Genomic DNA, 18,240 nt, shown 5'->3' with positions numbered 1-18,240 from the left:
GTTTTAAATTGGAACCCTGTGATAGCAAACTGGTTCTATCACAGGGAGTTCCAATTTACTTTTGAAAAATGGGATATGGGGTGCTGAATTTGAAAAAAGCATTTATCTTTATTCTGACCGTGGGGTTGGTTGTAAGTATGTTTTTACCAAGGGACAAAATCTATGCTGCTGAAGGAGAAGAGGCAGAATCGCAAAGCTATGAGAAAATGCGATTGAAATGGTTTAATCGTTTGACGGGAAATGATCAGTTTAATCCGGATGATCCACATACAGCTGCATATGTTGAGAATTTAGTTTCAAAAGTGAAAAACGGTCAGCAAACAGGCTATTGGGACAAGCTGAATCGTTCCAAAGATCGTAATCACCTGTGGAGTGATTTAACGAGTGCGAGTGATTCAGCCGATGTCTCAAACAATTATTATCGTTTAAGGGATATGGCCTACGCTTATGTCATGAAAGGTTCTGAACTATATCAAAATAAGGAACTTCGTGAGGATATTATCAATGGGTTAGATTGGATGTATGCTAACCGCTACAACGAAAACCAGTCTCAATATGGAAATTGGTGGAACTGGGAAATTGGCGCTCCTGCAGCATTGAAGGATTTGTTGGTCTTGATGTATGACGATCTGACTGAATCGCAACAGGCGGACTATATCAAGGCGATTGACAATTTTGTACCGAATTCCACTGATCGGGTTCGTTTTCCAGGAGTGATCGAAACAGGAGCGAATCGGACGGATAAAGCCCTGATTGTAAGTGTTAGAGGAATCGTTGGAAAAAATGGTGATAAGATTGCTGAAGCTCGCGATGCGCTAAGTCGAGAATTTAAGTATACAACAAGTGGTGATGGGTTTTATCAGGATGGTTCTTTTATTCAACATGATCATGTCCCCTATACAGGGAGCTATGGCTCCGTATTAGTAGATGGACTTTCTAATCTGTTGTACCTTTTACGGGAAACACCGTGGGAAGTCACCGATCCGAATGCTAGCAATGTCTATCATTGGGCAAAGGATTCCTTTGCACCTTTAATATATAAAGGGGCGATGATGGATATGGTGAGGGGACGGGCTATTTCCAGGCAAAATTCCAGCGATCATACGACAGGGCGAACGATTACGCTAAGTCTCCTTCGTTTATCGGAAGGTCTTCCACCTGAACAAGCCATGGAAATAAAAAGCATGGCGAAGGAATGGATTCAAGCGGATACAACTTTTAGTGACTATTTCGAAGGTCTTAATATTTATGATGTCATCCTTGCTAAAAACCTCATGAACGATGGCAGTATCGAACCACGCGGCGAATTTTCGCAGAATCAGATATTTGCGGCAATGGATCGGGCTGTTCATCACAGGCCGGAATTTGCATTTGGGGTAAGTATGTCGTCTAAGCGGATTTCCAGTATGGAGATGGGGACACATAGTGGAGCTGAAAATACAAAAGGTTGGCATACGGGTTACGGAATGACCTATTTGTATAATAACGATCTTAAACAATACAGTAATGATTATTGGCCCACAGTTGACATGTTTCGTCTCGCTGGAACAACGACAGACGGAGCAAAGGGAAGTCCACTTGAATCATGGTCACCTTATTTTAGCTCAAAGACATGGGTAGGCGGTTCCAACATGGATGGGGTATTTGGAGCTGCGGGAATGGAGTTTGATCTTGAGAATAGCACGCTAACAGGTAAAAAATCCTGGTTTATGTTTGATGATGAGATTGTTGCAGTAGGTTCGGGGATTACGGGAAATGATGACCGAAAGGCAGAAACGATTATTGAAAATCGACAGTTGCAGGATAATGGTGAGAATCGCTTGATTGTAAATGGGGAAACAAAACCAAAAGAATCTGGATGGCAGGAAACAATGGATCAAGTCAAGTGGGCTCATTTACAAGGGAATGTAGCCAATTCAGACATTGGTTATTTCTTTCCTGAAGATTCTACAGTTTCCGCTTTGCGTGAGGCGAGAACTGGTTCTTGGTCTGATATTAATGTTGATGGTTCCAAAGATCCGGTAACGCGACATTATCTAAGTCTAGCTTTTGATCATGGAGTGAATCCTGATGGAGCTGATTATGAGTATGTCTTACTTCCGGGAAAAAGTTCAGAAGAAACAAAGCAATATGCGAAAAACTCGGATATTACGATTCTTGAAAACAGTGTGAAGGCGCATGCAGTAAAAAAAGACAAACTAGGTATTTTGGCAGCAAACTTTTTCGAATCTACTCCACATAATGTTGATTTTATCCGTTCATACGGGCCTGCTTCGGTCATAGTACAGGAAAAGGGAGATGAATTAACCTTATCGGTATCAGATCCGACACAAACCCAAAGTAAAATCAAACTGGATCTAGGCAAAGTTAGCCGAGAGGTTATCAGTCAAGATGATACGATCAAGGTGTCGGATCAGGAAACATATACGGAAGTGGACGTAAATGTATCTGGTTCAATAGGGAAAACACATACGCTGAAATTAAAAATTGATGAAAATGCTGGAAAGCTTCCTGAAGAGATTTTACCTGCTGAAATTGTTCTTGATCAGGATGAATTACATCTTAACTCTAAAAACTTAGGTGTGGCGGTTCATGCACAAGTATTACCAGAAAATACGTGGGTAAAAGAAATCAAATGGTCAAGCAGTGATCCCTCCATTGCTACGGTAAATGATAATGGATATGTATCGGCAGTATCAGAGGGAACCGCGATTATAACAGCAGAAAGCATTAGAGATTCCAATGTAAGAGCACAATTATCGGTAAAAGTTGAAGAAATGGAAGGGTTTCATATTCCATTTGCAGATGCTTATGTACAAAGTGGAGGGTCTGCAAATACAAATTTTGGAAGCGCTCCTTCATTAGTTGTCAAAAGTGATGTATCTGGCTATGGACGCAAATCATATTTGAAATTCGATGTGGGTCAGATAGAGCGTGATAAGCTTGAGTCTGTTGTTTTGAGACTATATGCAAACGGCGTCAATAGTGACCCAGAGAGGACAATCAACCTTTATGCAACGGATCATCAATGGGAGGAGTCCGGCATCACATGGAATAACGCTCCTGAGGAGTCAGAACTTCTATCTAGTGTTACCGTTACAAAGGCAGAGGAATGGTATGAATTTGATTTGACAGAGTATTTTAAGGTAAATGAAGTAGGTGAGATTATCTCCTTCCTTGCCATGAACCCGGGGCCAAATACACAGAAAAACGATGTTTCTTTTACCTCAAGGGAAGGGGATGAAAACAAGCCACAGCTTATTGTCAGCTCGATTCAAGAACCTGAGGCAAGTGCTCCCAGTATAAAACGTTTAGTTGAGCAATTGGCAGAGAAAGGGGAATTTGCAGATGATCAAGTTCCTCATGCGTTAAAGCAACATTTAACAGCCGTGGGTCATTTTGAAGAACAAGAGAAAGCAGCCAAAGTGGTCAAACATATGATCAGCTTTAAGCTTTTGCTCGATCAATATAAAGAAGAAAAGCAGTTATCGGAAACTGCCTATCATCTTCTTAAGAAAAATGCCAATCGTTTAATAGCAGAATGGCAATAAAGAAATTCACAAAGACATGATGGAGGGAGGAAGAGGAATGAGGGACGGAAAGATAACAAGGAAGGAGCAAAATGGTCAGAAAACTGGAATGAGGTTTTTTATAAAGTTGCTCGCATTACTTTATTTGTTCTTTTTGAATGTTTCGCTCCTTACGACTCTGACGAAGGCCTCTTTTCATGATGTTGTGAACATGGAAGGCAATCTCTCAGCTGATGTGTTATTTTCAGATCAAGAGGATACAGAACATGAACAAGAAAGCAAAGAGGTAGACAGTCACGATTCATATACGGAAGAGAACAAGGAATTAGATGAAGATGAAAAAGAGGCTGATTCAAATTCTGTAGGTGATCGTGTTGATGAAGAGACGGAGTCTGAAAGCGGTGAAGATAGCAATCAATCTACTAATCTTGAAAACATAGAGGAGCAGGAGTCACTGCCGAATGATCCGAAGTCTTCCGATGAGGGAGCGAACCCGTCATCGACCGACTCGATGTCAAAACTCGAATCAACGTCAAAACCCGATTCAGAGGACTTGAACTCCACGTCCAACAGCGAAGATTCGCTGGCGAATGATTCGAAGTCAACATCGGATACTGAGGTAGACAATGAGGATTTAGAATTGGAGCTCAACAATAAATAGCATTGGAGTGATGGGGAAGAATGAAAAAAATCCTCAAATGGTTGAATCAAATTGTGAGTATTCTATTGATCGTGCTACTCATAAGTATGGTCTTTATCATCATCGCCTCTAGATCTGCCGGAGGAGAACCAAGCCTGTTTGGCTATCAATTGAAAGCGGTGTTATCTGGTTCTATGGAGCCAGAATTAAAGACAGGATCCATTATTTTGGTTCAACAAACGGAAGATACAACAAATTTTGCAAAAAACGATGTAATTACATTTCGCACAAACGAGAACATCCTGATTACCCACAGAGTCATCGAAATGGAAAATAATGGGGAACAATATCTGACCCAAGGTGATGCGAACAACGCGCCGGATGTCGAACCGGTAATGGCCCAAAATGTGGTAGGGAAATATTCAGGATTCACCGTTCCGTATGTTGGTTATGCCTTGCAATTTATGAATACAAAACAAGGGGCGGTTTTACTCTTAATGATTCCGGGGCTCCTGTTCCTAGGACATGCCTTTTTCACAATCTGGCGTGCTCTTAAGTCAATTGAAACAGTAAAAAAGCCATCTTTAGAAGAATAATAGTGCTCAATGGTAGGCACATCCCTTATTTAGGGGATGTTCATATAAATAAACAAGGGGAGGAAAATGGAGATGGATATTAAAAAACAGTTAGGTATGGGGTTAATGTCAGCAGTACTTGGGGTTACATTATTAGCGGGAGGCACATACGCTTATTTTAGCGACAGTGTAGAGACGAATAATACATTTGCGGCGGGAACTTTGGATCTTGCAGTAGCTCCTACGGAAATTATTAATGTAGATGAGATGAAGCCTGGGGACTCCTTCATTCGTGACTTCGAATTGCAAAATAACGGTACACTTGATATTGGAAAAGTTTTGCTTGAAACTGACTATGCAGTGGATGATGCACAAGGCGATAATACGGAAGACTTTGGCGAACACATCCAGGTTGAGTTTTTGTATAATGCGGACAAGCTAGACGAGGTCATTTATGAAACAACTTTAGCCGAATTGAAAGATATGAAACCTGAAGCTGTGAATGAACATGTCTTTTACCCAATATTGGGCGAGAAAGGCTTACCTGTTGGTGATATTGATGATCTTGTGGTGAAATTCAACTTTATAGATAATGGAGAAGACCAAAACCAATTCCAAGGGGACTCTATTAATCTGACTTGGACATTCAATGCTCAGCAATCAGAGGGTGAACAAAGATAATGTAAAAAATATAGTGCCTGGTTCCTCTAGTCAACAGGAGGGCCAGGCGTTTTAGTAATCTGTAAATATGAGAAAACGGGAGGAACGTGATGAATAAAATTTTCTCTACTTCTTTGGCATGTATATTATGTAGTTTGTTCTCATTTGTTATTCAGGAGGCGAATGCAGAAGAGACTCAAAGAGAAAACTTGCTCAAAAATAGTAGTTTTGAAAAAATAATTGAGACTGAAGAGAATATATGGAAAAACAATGTGGAACCTGAGGACTGGGATGTATGGATTCCAAGTGGAAATCCTACATTAATGATTGATTCAGATATATATTATGATGGCAATCAGTCTATCCGAATAGATGCTGAAGCAACTAGTCGAGCAGATGTTTTACAAGATGTGCCTATTAAGTCTGGAACGAATTACAAGTTCAACGTTTGGACTAGAACCAATCAAGTAAAGGCTTCTGGTGGAGGAGTATATGTTAGAACGCAGTATCTAGATATGAATGGGAAAAAGATTAGTGATGGGCCGAGTACAACTAGATTAACGGGTAACCATGACTGGACTTTATTAGGGATGAATATAGCGGCCCCTGAGAATGCAAAAACATTGCGAATTGAGCTTTTTCTTGAAACAGCGACTGGGACTGTTTGGTTTGATCAGACAAGTCTTGAGGAGACTGATGAAATATTTCTAACAGGATTTGAATTAGAGAAAGATTTTATATCTTTGAAAAAAGGGGATAAAGCTCAATTAACTCCCATTTTTAAACCAGCAAATGTTACAGATAAAACGGTACATTGGGAATCGTCCAATCCTAGTATCGTATCAGTCGATGAAAAAGGTGAAATACATGCAAAAGAATATGGCAATGCAACTATTAAGGCAACAACTCGTGACGGGGATCATAAAGCGGAAGCCTTTGTTAGTGTGGAGTCAGATTCCATGCTAGAAGCATATGATACTATTCGTTTGAATTGGTTGAATAAACTTACGGGGAATCTTCAATTTAACTCTAATGATCCCGATATGGTCGACTATATTACAGATTTGGAAGATCGTCTTACAAACTCCGAACAGACGGGCCGTTGGGATACAATGAATAAAGCAGCGGATCGTACCTACTTATGGGAGCATTTACAAAGCACAACAGACTCTAGTCAAATCTCAACAGCCTACGGGATTATCAGAGATATGGCTCGGGCTTATTCTACGGAAGCATCCAATTTGTATCAAAATGAGCGGCTAAAGGAAGACATTCTCGGGGCTTTAGAGTGGATGTATGATAATCGCTATAATGAACATAAAAATGAATACGGAAACTGGTGGGATTGGGAAATCGGCACGCCTCAAATTTTAAATAATATTGTGGTGCTGATGTATAACGATTTACCGCAGGCTCATATTGATCAATATATGAGGACAGTTGATCGCTTTGTCCCAGATCCAACGAAAAGAGAAGCGAACAAGAATGTGACTGAAACAGGTGCGAATTTATTAGATAAGGCTCTTGTTGTGACATTGAGAGGGATCATTGGTAAAAATGGAGCAAAGGTGAGTCAGGGTAGCGAATCGATGGAAAATGAGTTTCTTTATGTAGAACAAGGAGAAGGTGTTTACGAAGACGGCTCACTTGTGCAACATACGAATATTGCCTATACCGGAAGCTATGGTGCGGTTTGGATGAACCGAGCTGCAGATATGCTATATTTACTCAACAATACGCCATGGGATTTGGCAGACTCTAATATTCATCATGTCTATGATTGGGTATCAGATTCCTTTGAACCACTCATCTATCAAGGTGCAATGATGGATATGGTTCGCGGACGAGCTATTTCTAGAGAAAATGAGCGTGATTATCAAAGTGGAAAAGGAACCGTTCTTAGCATTCTTCGTTTGTCTGCTTCAGCACCAGCAGAAAAACAAAAAGCGATGAGGGAAATGGTCAAGGAATGGTTGGACAATTCAATCAATGATAATGTTGTGCAAGGATTGTCCGTTTATGAAATTGAGCTAGTCAAATCACTGATGGATGACTCTTCGATTCAACCAAGAGGAGAATTAATTAAGAATCAAGTGTTTGCGGGAATGGCACGAGCTGTTCATCTTCGCCCTCAATTTGGCTTTGGTATAAGTATGTTTTCAGACCGAATCTCGGCATTTGAATACGGCAATGGCGAAAATAAAAAAGGGTGGTATACGGGTGCAGGGATGACTTATTTATACAATGCTGATCTGACTCAGTATAATGATGATTATTGGCCAACGATTGATAGCGAGCGCTTGCCAGGTACAACGACAGATCATTCAAAAGGAATATTAGGAGCTTGGAAGTCCTATTTAAATCCGAAAAATTGGGTTGGAGGCGCCTCATTAGATAATTTATATGGAGCGGCCGGTATGGATTTTGCAATGTCAGGCTTAACAGAAAGTACATTACAAGGCAAAAAGTCTTGGTTTATGTTTGATGATGAAATCGTTGCTATGGGGTCAGATATTAGCAGCTCAGATAACCGCCAAGTGGAAACAATTATTGAGAATCGGCTACTAAAAGATAGTGGGGACAATCAGGTAGTCATGAACGGAGAAGAAAAATCAAAACAGTTAGGTTGGTCAGAGAAAGTCAATCAAGTGAAGTGGGCTCATTTAGAAGGCAATGTGACGAATGCGGATATTGGCTACTATTTTCCAGAAACGTCTGAAGTGTCTGCTTTACGTGAAGCTAGAACAGGTTCGTGGAATGATATTAATGATAGTGGTTCAAAAAAATCAATTACGAGAAACTATCTCAGTCTATCATTTGAGCATGGGGCTAACCCTAAGAATGAAGCATATTCTTATGTTCTTTTGCCGAGTAAATCTGTAAAAGAAATAGAGGATTACAGCCAAAAACCAGATGTTATGATATTGAATCAAACATCAGCAGTGCATGCGGTAAAAGAACAACATCTCGGTATTACGGCAGCCAACTTCTGGGAAGGAAATGTAACTACCGACATTCTCCGTTCTCATCAACCCGCTTCTGTGCTGGTAAGGGAAGAAGGAGATGAATTGACCCTTTCGGTATCAGATCCAACCCACGGGCAGGATAAAATTGTGATAGATCTTGGAAAGATCGGCTTATCTGTCATTGACCAGGATAAGACAGTGACTGTTGCTCACATGTCACCCTATACTAAAGTAGAATTTGATGTATCAAATTCAATTGGGAAAACCCATACAGTGAAGTTTAAATATAAGCAAAATATTGAAGTGAAGGATCTGAGAAATCTGGTTGAACAGTTTGAGAAGGAAGGAGCATTTAAGAGTGACGATATTGTTGGTTCTTTACAATTGCATTTAACAGCAATTGGTCAATTTGAACAAAAGGAAGCAACCGCAAAAGTGGAGAAACATCTGGAAGGTCTCCAAACATTATTAAACCATCATAAAGAAAATAAAACGATCAGCAACTATGCATACAACACACTTCATGCGGCCGCAAATTCATATTAAGTGCCTGGCACGCCCCGGAATATGTCGAATCTATCTTACCGACAAAAACGGGGAGGTGCCAGGTACTTCCTTTTTTTGATATACTGTTCTTATCATTCAATTGGGGGAATTTTTCATTGTTAACCAAAGGGAAAGAGATATTGCAAACTCATTTTGGGTATAGTCAATTCCGAGTAGGTCAGGAGGAGATTATTCAAAAGGTTTTAACGGGAAAGGATACGCTAGCGATTATGCCGACAGGTGGAGGGAAATCGATTTGTTATCAAGTCCCTGCCATGATGTTACCTGGGGTTACGATCGTCATTTCTCCGTTGATTTCCTTAATGAAAGATCAGGTCGATGCCCTAGAGAAGGCAGGGATTCCTTCAACCTATATTAATAGCACTGTTTCGAATGAAGAGATGAATCAGCGGCTTGCAGATATTTATAATGGTGAATACAAACTCGTCTATATTGCACCTGAGAGATTAGAAGTAGCTTCCTTTAGAAGGATTATGGATGGAATCCATATCTCTTGTCTAGCGATTGATGAGGCACATTGTATTTCTCAATGGGGTCATGATTTTCGTCCTAGCTACTTACAAATTAAAAACTTAATTCATGATATTCAGCCAAAGCCAACTGTGCTGGCTTTAACTGCAACTGCGACTCCACAAGTTCAGCAAGATATTTGTGCACTTCTTCGTATTGAACAAGAAAATGTGGTGATGACAGGGTTTGAACGCGAAAACCTTCATTTTCAAGTGGTAAAAGGCCAGGATCGCGATCGTTTTTTATTGGAGTATATAGAAAAGAACCGTGGACAATCAGGAATTATTTATGCGGCGACAAGAAAAGAAGTCGATCGTTTGTATCAGTTGTTAAATAAAAGGGGTATTACTACAGGGAGATATCATGCAGGTTTATCAGAAGCAAATCGAAATGAGCAGCAGGAGCGGTTTTTATATGATGATGTGACAGTAATGATTGCGACCAATGCTTTCGGAATGGGAATTAACAAATCTAATGTTCGTTTTGTCGTCCACTATCATATCCCAAGAAATATGGAATCGTATTATCAAGAGGCTGGAAGAGCGGGAAGAGACGGAGAAGAAAGTGATTGTATTCTCTTATTTTCACCGCAGGATACGCATATTCAATCTTTCTTAATTGAACAATCAGATATGGATGAATTACGAAAAGAGAATGAATATGGAAAGTTAAGGAAAATGGTCGCTTATGGACATACGGAGTCTTGCTTACAGCAATACATACTTCACTATTTTGGGGAGGAAAACCCACCGGAATGTGGAAAATGTGGAAATTGTATTGATGAGCGTGAACACATTGATGTGACACGAGATGCTCAGAAGGTTTTTTCCTGTATCCGTAGGATGAAGGAACGATTTGGCAAAACGATGGTTGCCCAAGTGTTAACAGGGTCAGCAAATCAAAAAGTGAAAAATTTTGGTTTTCAGAATCTATCTACCTACGGAATTATGAAAGAAAAATCGCAAAAAGATGTGAATGAGTTTATTGATTTCTTAACAGCGGAGGGCTATTTAAAGCCAACGGATGGAACCTATCCTATCCTAATGCTGACTGAAAGAGCGGGTGAAATTCTCAAAGGCAATGAGCTTGTTTACCAGAAAGAAAAGGTTCAAATCTCTAAGGTTGTGGAAGATAATGAATTGTTTGAACGTCTTCGTCAATTAAGAAGGGATATTGCGGAAGAGGAGAAAGTTCCTCCCTATATTATTTTCTCTGATGTGACATTAAGAGAGATGAGTGGGAAATTACCGTTAAATAATGAAGAACTAATGCAAATCAAAGGGGTCGGGGATCGAAAATTAGAAGCTTATGGCCCTCAATTCCTAGAGGCGATTCAACAATACTGTGACGAAAAAGGGATCGAAAGAGAAACTTTCTCCATGCCTATCATTGAAAAGAAAGTCACTTCACAATCCTCCAAAGAAGCAAGTCATCATACGACCTACCAATTATTACAAGGTGGGAAGGAAATTGCAGAGATTGCAGCAGAGCGGGGGCTTTCTGAAAGAACAGTAGAAGGACATATTATAAAATGTGATCAAGAGGGGATGGCCGTTTCATGGGACCAATTTATTCCGACAGCTTTTGAATCACTGATTAAACAAGCGGTTGAACAAGCCGAAACCACAAGGTTAACGCCGATTAAAGAACAATTACCAGAAGAAGTTAGCTTTTTTATGATTCGAGCTTATCTACAAAAAACTCAAAGCGTAAATGAATGAAAGAGACAGGGACATAATTATTTTTATCAAAGAAAAAAACGAACGGATAGGTGCATATACTCCCGCTCTGGAAATATACTTCGCTTTCTGCGGGCGAGTGGCAAGTCTCTTCAGGCTTCGCCTTCCGGGGGCTTGCCGAACTCTCACTTCCCGCAGGAGTCTACGTATATTTCCTCCGCTAAGGTAATGCATTTCCGTCCTTGCTGTTTTAAATATGTCCCAGCCTCTTTCTTTTCTAAAAAATAAGATGAGCGATTCCCGTAATGATCGGTAAAGTAATAATTGTCCTTAGAAGGAAAATCACGATTAAATCCTTCATATTCACAGGGATTTTGGAACCGATCAGCAGTCCGCCAACTTCAGACATATAAATAAGCTGTGTAACAGAAACACCAGCAATAACAAAGCGGGTCATATCAGATTCAATCCCCTCTGCTAGGATGGATGGAAGAAACATATCGGCAAAACCAACAACAAAAGTCTGGGAAGCTGCCTGAGCTTCAGGAATGCCTAGTACTTGTAAGATTGGAATAAACGGAAGTCCTAACCATTGGAAAATGGGTGTGTATTCTGCAATGATAAGTGCCAGGGTTCCGAGTGCCATCACGACCGGTGTGACTCCCATCCACATATCGATAATGTTTTTACAACCATCTGAAAGAAACTTTTTCACGCTGCTACTTTTCTTTGCTTGAATCTGTGCTTGTTCCAAGCCATAGCCCAATCGACTATATCCATCTGGGATAAGCTCGGACGTATGATCCTGTTCTTTTCCATTTGCATACGTATTTTCTTTCTTAGATAGTGGCCAGATGCGTGGTAAAATAATTGCTGCGACAACACCTGACAAGGTAATGGCAAAATAATATGGAACAAAATAGTTCATTAAACCCACTTGCTTTAAGACGACAATACTAAAAGTGATCGAAACAACGGAGAAGGTTGTGCCAATAATTGCTGCTTCCCGTTTTGTATAATGGCCTTCTTCATATTGTTTACTAGTCAATAATACACCTATTGTCCCGTCTCCTAGCCATGAGGCTAAAGCATCGATGGAAGACCGACCAGGTAATTTAAAAATAGGTCGCATAATCTTTGTCATTATAGCCCCGAATAGCTCTAACAGACCAAAGTTTAATAATAGCGGTAATAATAAGCCAGCAAATAAAAATACCCCGAAAAGAACCGGCAATAAATCAAATAACAAATTGGCCCCCGTAGCATCAGACCAGACTGCCTCAAAGCCGATCTGAAAATAGACCATAACAGAGAAGATAAAAGCTAATATTCTAACGATCACCCAGATAGGATGGACATCAAATAAATTTGTAAAGAAGGGAGAGTTTTTTATAAACCCTGGTTTAATTGTCTTTGCAAGGATGGTGCCAATAAAAGTAAATAGAAGAATCCAAACCATAATAGCTGGAATAATCGGCCCGATTAAATCCTGGATAAGATCCGATAAAACAGCAATTGCAATCGTCACGCCTTCAGAAGAAGGAATGGGGATCATAAAAAGAAAAATACCAATTAAAGATGGAATTAAAAATAATAAAAAATTGCCTAACGAAAAAGTTTTCTTATTCAAAACGTTCACCTTTCATATCTATAAATTCACTTGTCTATTCTAGTGTATATTTATAAAAAAATCCACATTATTATACTGGCAGTATTTGGAAACCTAGGAGGGAAGCGTAGCTTTTGGCTGAATTTTTGCATTGGTCCTATAAATTCGCTATGATTATTTTGACTAGAAGGTTTAAAGGAGCTTGAAATATGGTAAAGTGTATTGCATCAGATATGGATGGAACATTATTAAATTCACAAGGAATGATTAGTGAGAATAATAAGCAAGCGATCGAATTAGCGAAAGAAAAAGGGATTGAATTCTTAGTTGCAACGGGTCGATCTTGGGAAGAAGCGCGCTACGTATTAGATAAAGAAGGAATCGATTGTGCGGTTATTTGTGTGAATGGGGCAGAGATCCGCTCAAGAAAAGGAGACATCCTCTATTCCATCGGGCTTGATGGGGCAACAGCTGAAAAGGTGGCCCAGGTATTTGACGAAGTCGGTATGTATTATGAATTATATACACCTGAAGGAACGCTGTCAGCTGATGAAGCATTGGGTGTTCAATCCCTTGTCGATATATATCATACAGCGAATCCTTCAGAGGATATAGATAAAATTCGTGATTCTGTAAAAAGAAGATTTACACATAGTTCCCTGCGAATTGTCGATCAATATAAAAAAATCTTTCAAGCAAAGGACTGTCAAATATACAAATTCCTCGCTTTTTCTATGAATGAAGACTTATTACTCAAAGTGAGCGAGCGATTGAAAGACATTGAAGGAATTGAAGTAACTTCCTCGGGGCGCCATAACATAGAAATAGGTCATCGCGAAGCACAAAAAGGAATTGCTTTGAAAAGGTGGACGGAAATATTAGGGATCTCCCTTCAAGATACAATGGCGATCGGGGATAATTATAATGATCTTTCCATGTTTGAAAGAGTTGGCCATTCCTTTGCAATGGGAAATGCAGAACCTGCGATTAAAGAGGTGTGTCGGTATACGACAGATACAAATTTAGAAGATGGCGTAGCCAAGGCAATAAAAAAGTTAATAGGGTGAATCTAGCTTCATACACAGGATATCAAAGGAATATAATCAGTTAAATGAGGGTCTCCAAATGGAAGGGAACGGGAAATCGAAGTAAGGGAGCTCGAAGCTTTCAGCATACTTGTAGGGAGCGGCGTCTTTAGCCGCTCCTTTACAAAAAAAGCGCTTACCTATCTTAGGTAAAAATTGTTTCCCATCCTTGAGTGAGACAAGTAGAAAGGTAAGGTGACTTATATGAATCTAGCAGAAATATTAGCTGTTAGTGTATTTGTCGTTTTTGCACTAATTTTAATTGTGGCTGTTGTGATGGTGGTGTGGATTTATTTTCTAGACGCACGTCAAAAAGAGCATTCGGTGTTACGGAATTATCCTGTTCTTGGAAATGTCCGCTATTTCTTTGAAAATATTGGACCTGAAATGCGCCAGTATTTATTCGCAAACAATCGCGAAGGAATGCCGTTCTCGAGACATCAATATCAAAATGTTGTAAAGTCGGGGAAATATAAAGATCGCGTTCATGCTTTTGGGTCTGAGAGAGACTTTGAAAAACCAGGATTCTACATACGAAATGCAATTTTTCCAAAATTGAAAGAGGAACTGCGCATCGATCAAGAGAAAAAAATACAAACAAAAATGTATAAGATCGATCATGAAGGATTATTTAATCGCAAAGAACATCGGGAAGCCGCTGTTGTTGAACCGTATTTGCTAGCGGAAAAAGATGCTGTGATCTTAGGTGAGCATACATGTCGACAACCATTCAAAGCGAAAGGTTTAATCGGACAGTCTGCTATGAGCTATGGCTCACTGGGAAAAAACGCCATTACCACACTCTCAAAAGGATTGGGAATGGCAGGAGGTACATGGATGAATACAGGAGAGGGCGGACTCTCTCCACATCATCTAGCTGGTGATACAGATATTATCATGCAAATCGGCCCTGCCTTTTTTGGAGTTCGAACGATGGAAGGGGTTTTTTCTTGGGAACAATTTAAAAGGAAAAGTGAAATCAAACAAGTAAAGGCTTTTGAGCTAAAATTAGCCCAAGGTGCCAAAACACGTGGGGGTCATATTCTAGGCGAAAAAGTAACACCAGAAATCGCTGAAATACGAGGGGTTACACCTTGGGAGACTATTGATAGTCCCAATCGCTTTCCTGAATATGATTGTCCAGAGAGTTTATTGAAATTTGTTGAGGAGCTGCGAGAAGCTGGGGGAAAACCTGTTGGAATCAAGATTGTCATTGGTTCCAAAGAGGAAGCAGAAGAATTTGTTCGCGAGATGGCTAAACTAAGAACATTTCCTGATTTTATCACCATCGATGGTGCGGAAGGAGGAACAGGGGCAACCTTTCAAGAGCTGTCCGACGCAGCAGGATTACCGCTATTCTCTGCGTTGCCATTATTAGATTCGATGTTGAAGAAATATGGAGTTCGTGATCGTCTCAAAATCATCGCCTCTGGCAAACTAGTAACCCCTGATATGATCGCCTACGCTCTTTGCCTAGGTGCAGATCTCGTGAATACAGCTAGAGGGATGATGATTTCAGTCGGCTGTATTATGGCACAGGTTTGTCATAATAATACTTGTCCTGTTGGTGTTGCGACTACAGATCCCAAAAAGGAAAAGGCATTAGTGATTGAAGAGAAAATGTATCGAGTGACAAATTATATTGTTTCATTAAGAGAAGGTTTGTTTGATCTCGCTGCGGCAGCTGGCATTGCCTCGCCAACAGAGTTTACAGAAGAACATCTGATGTATCGTAATTCATCTGGACAATTAATGTCAGGGGAAGAGTATAAGAAAAGTATGCTTGTCTTACCACCAGAGTTAGTACAAGAAGGAGCCTCTTAAGGGAAGGCTGTCCATGAATCATACCATGTATGACCCATGAGACAGCTTCTTTTCTTAGCATTCTTAGACAGCCACTGGTTCGGTTGCTTTCAGTTGGTGGTAGATCAACAAATCACGGTTGTACTGTGCGGTATAAGTTAATAGACTGTGAAATTCTACTTCTTCCATGATTGTTGGATCTACAATTTGATATGTTTGATTCAAGCGTCGCGCGTTAAGCCAGGCTGCTTCTTCAAAAACATACTTCATTTCATGGTCTTCAATATCCCATTGAAAGAGCTCAATATTTTTACTTCTCTTCGAGTAGGAATGAGCTTTTTTTATTTGATAAATGTGATAGGATTTTGAGATAGAAGCATATAAAGAATCACGGTCAAGAGAGTGTCCTAATTCATGAAGTGTTAGAGCTTGAATAAAGGCTTTAAATGGAAGCGATTCGTCCATCTCTTTATGAGATTGAATGGAACGTGTGGGGTTAAAAGAAATAACATCGTCTAAGAAGTTATAACTCATATTTATCCCTGTAGATCGTTGTTTAATCGGCATGAATAAATGGACTCTTTCCATTACTTCTTGTATCCAGGCGTTTATTTGTTTACAAAGATTTGTATGATTCAATTTTTCCCCTCTTTTAAAATAGTGTGCGAGTCACAATAATGGGCCACAACGGTTTTTTATATTGTATTCTACTCTTTATTATAATATAAGATGGTCTTTTTGCACTAAGTAAAATCAAAAATTACTGGAAAAATCTGTAATAAATAATGAAATGAGATGGGATATATGAATATTTTAATTGTTGAAGATGATAAAACCATTGCGTCAGGATTAGAATACTCACTCAAGCAGGAACAATTTACAACAACACTTTGCTATGATGCCACCTCTGCGAAAAGCATATTGGCAGAAAAACGTCATGAAATTGATTTATGTCTGTTCGATTTATCCTTGCCAGATGGGAGTGGCTATGAATTATGTGAGCTGGCTAAGCAAGGGGCTGATCTTCCCGTCATATTTTTAACGGCGATTGATGATGAAGTCAATGTCGTGATGGGGCTTGATATGGGCGCAGATGATTATGTTACAAAACCATTCCGGATACGTGAATTACTATCTCGAATTAAGTCCGTATTACGGCGGTATCAGAAACAGCCAAAGTCAACTTCATTTGTAGATATTGAAAATATCCGTATTCATCTTCTTGAAGGAAAAGTATATAAAAATGGCGAGGAAGTTGTTCTAACGGCGTTGGAATACCGATTATTATTAATCTTTGCCAATCACCTTGGACAAGTTCTATCACGTAATCAGCTCTTAGAGCAAATCTGGGATGTGGCTGGTGATTTTGTGAATGATAATACGTTAACTGTTTATATTAAAAGACTGCGAGAAAAATTAGAAGATGACCCACAAAAACCAAAAATGATTAAAACCATTCGTGGTTTGGGATATAAGGTCGGGGATTAAAGATGCTTCGTAATCGTGAAATTCAAATTTTACTCAGTGTGATGGGCTGTATCAGTGTCATCGCGGTTATAATTGGGAGCTTTATTTCTCTGGCTTCAGCGCTCATCATCCTCGTAACAGGCCTTCTATTAATAGGATGCAGTTTTATTCATACGCGTTGGAGATATCGGGAAATAGAGAAATTATCACAGTATTTACGAAAAATTAGTGCAGGTGATTACTCTTTAGATGTTCGCGATAATCGAGAAGGTGAATTAAGTATCCTAAAAAACGAAATATATAAAGTGACCCTGATGTTATCGGAACAAGGGTCCCTTTTACGAGGGGATAAAGTACGCTTGACGAATGCCGTTTCGGATATCTCTCATCAACTAAAAACGCCGATCACTTCTATGACCGTAATGGCAGATTTATTAAGTGATGATGATTTGCCTTTAGAAAAACGAAAAGAATTTGTTCATAATATCCAAGTCCAGCTAGAGCGAATTGAATGGCTCGTATCTTCGTTATTGAAACTAGCGAAAATTGATGCGGGTACGGTGATCTTTAAGAAGGACCCAGTCAATGTAGAAGAATTGATTCAAAAGGCCTTAAAACCTGTGCTCATCCCATTGGATATTAAAGCACAAACCGTTTCTGTTACAGGAGAATCACAGGTGACCTTTAAAGGCGATCTTAATTGGTCGGTGGAAGCTCTAATTAATATTTTGAAAAATTGTGTGGAACATACGGGGATTGGGGGAGCCATTACAATTTCTTATGGAGAAAACGCACTTTTCACGGAAATAGTTATTACCGATAATGGGAAAGGCATTATGAAGGAAGATTTGCCTTATATCTTTAAACGCTTCTACAAAGGTAAAACGGGAAATGAAGAGAGTGCTGGCATTGGTCTGGCCATGGCTCATAGCATTATTACCAGCCAAAATGGCTCCATTGATGTGCAGAGTAAGGTAGGAAAAGGGACTAAATTTCATATAAAAATGTACAAGCAGGTTATATAAAGAGGATTCCTGTAAAAAGAAATGTAGAGGAAGCCCATAAAGAAGTGAAGAAACCCATAAGAAAGTAGAGAAGCCCATAAAAGGTGTTGGGAACTCATAAAGAAGTAGAGATAGCCCATAAAAG

Annotated in this window: 12 protein-coding genes; 10 read left to right on the top strand and 2 right to left on the bottom strand. The window is 39.6% G+C overall.

Features of this window, described 5'->3' with window-relative positions; translation table 11 throughout:
* The first annotated feature begins 89 nt into the window (after positions 1-89).
* The 6 genes from IPU53_RS01045 to recQ all read left to right on the top strand — a co-directional run bounded on the left by IPU53_RS01045 (position 90) and on the right by recQ (position 11,169).
* Positions 90-3,551, top strand: coding sequence for a polysaccharide lyase family 8 super-sandwich domain-containing protein (locus IPU53_RS01045; RefSeq protein ID WP_207446517.1), 3,462 nt, complete (start codon positions 90-92; stop codon positions 3,549-3,551).
* Between the two features lie 37 nt (positions 3,552-3,588).
* Positions 3,589-4,191: a hypothetical protein gene (locus tag IPU53_RS01040; RefSeq protein ID WP_207446510.1), complete on the top strand. Its 603-nt coding sequence runs from the start codon at positions 3,589-3,591 to the stop codon at positions 4,189-4,191.
* A 20-nt stretch (positions 4,192-4,211) separates the two neighbouring features.
* Positions 4,212-4,766 (top strand): signal peptidase I SipW, encoded by a 555-nt coding sequence (gene sipW / locus IPU53_RS01035; RefSeq protein WP_207446507.1) that lies wholly within the window; start codon positions 4,212-4,214, stop codon positions 4,764-4,766.
* A 72-nt stretch (positions 4,767-4,838) separates the two neighbouring features.
* Positions 4,839-5,426 carry a CalY family protein gene (locus tag IPU53_RS01030; RefSeq protein ID WP_207446505.1) on the top strand — a complete coding sequence of 196 codons (588 nt, stop codon included), beginning with the start codon at positions 4,839-4,841 and terminating at the stop codon, positions 5,424-5,426.
* Between the two features lie 89 nt (positions 5,427-5,515).
* Entirely contained in the window at positions 5,516-8,917 is a 3,402-nt protein-coding gene (locus IPU53_RS01025; protein ID WP_207446503.1) for a polysaccharide lyase family 8 super-sandwich domain-containing protein, read from the top strand.
* Between the two features lie 116 nt (positions 8,918-9,033).
* A complete protein-coding gene (gene recQ / locus IPU53_RS01020) occupies positions 9,034-11,169 on the top strand; it encodes a DNA helicase RecQ (protein WP_207446501.1) in 2,136 nt (711 codons plus the stop codon).
* 235 nt (positions 11,170-11,404) lie between these two features.
* On the opposite strand, the gene IPU53_RS01015 is transcribed toward recQ, so the two are convergent.
* Positions 11,405-12,682, bottom strand: a complete 1,278-nt coding sequence (locus IPU53_RS01015) for a YjiH family protein (RefSeq protein ID WP_207446949.1) — start codon at positions 12,680-12,682, stop codon at positions 11,405-11,407.
* A 263-nt stretch (positions 12,683-12,945) separates the two neighbouring features.
* Here IPU53_RS01015 and IPU53_RS01010 point away from each other — a divergent pair, with 263 nt between their 5' ends.
* Positions 12,946-13,803 (top strand): Cof-type HAD-IIB family hydrolase, encoded by an 858-nt coding sequence (locus tag IPU53_RS01010; RefSeq protein WP_207446499.1) that lies wholly within the window; start codon positions 12,946-12,948, stop codon positions 13,801-13,803.
* A 222-nt stretch (positions 13,804-14,025) separates the two neighbouring features.
* Positions 14,026-15,645 (top strand): FMN-binding glutamate synthase family protein, encoded by a 1,620-nt coding sequence (locus IPU53_RS01005; RefSeq protein WP_207446498.1) that lies wholly within the window; start codon positions 14,026-14,028, stop codon positions 15,643-15,645.
* A 63-nt stretch (positions 15,646-15,708) separates the two neighbouring features.
* On the opposite strand, the gene IPU53_RS01000 is transcribed toward IPU53_RS01005, so the two are convergent.
* Positions 15,709-16,263 carry a hypothetical protein gene (locus IPU53_RS01000; RefSeq protein WP_207446497.1) on the bottom strand — a complete coding sequence of 185 codons (555 nt, stop codon included), beginning with the start codon at positions 16,261-16,263 and terminating at the stop codon, positions 15,709-15,711.
* Positions 16,264-16,428: 165 nt separating this feature from the next.
* Between IPU53_RS01000 and IPU53_RS00995 the strand changes: the two genes are divergently transcribed.
* On the top strand, positions 16,429-17,112 hold the full coding sequence (locus IPU53_RS00995) for a response regulator transcription factor (protein WP_207446496.1): 684 nt from the start codon (positions 16,429-16,431) through the stop codon (positions 17,110-17,112).
* A gap of 2 nt (positions 17,113-17,114) precedes the next feature.
* Complete coding sequence (locus tag IPU53_RS00990) at positions 17,115-18,116, top strand: sensor histidine kinase (RefSeq protein ID WP_207446495.1); 1,002 nt, start codon at positions 17,115-17,117, stop codon at positions 18,114-18,116.
* Positions 18,117-18,240: the final 124 nt, after the last annotated feature.

Source organism: Bacillus sp. SD088 (assembly GCF_017355205.1).
In the GTDB taxonomy this organism is placed as follows: domain Bacteria; phylum Bacillota; class Bacilli; order Bacillales; family Bacillaceae_C; genus Lederbergia.
This window is presented reverse-complemented; position numbering and strand designations above follow the sequence as displayed.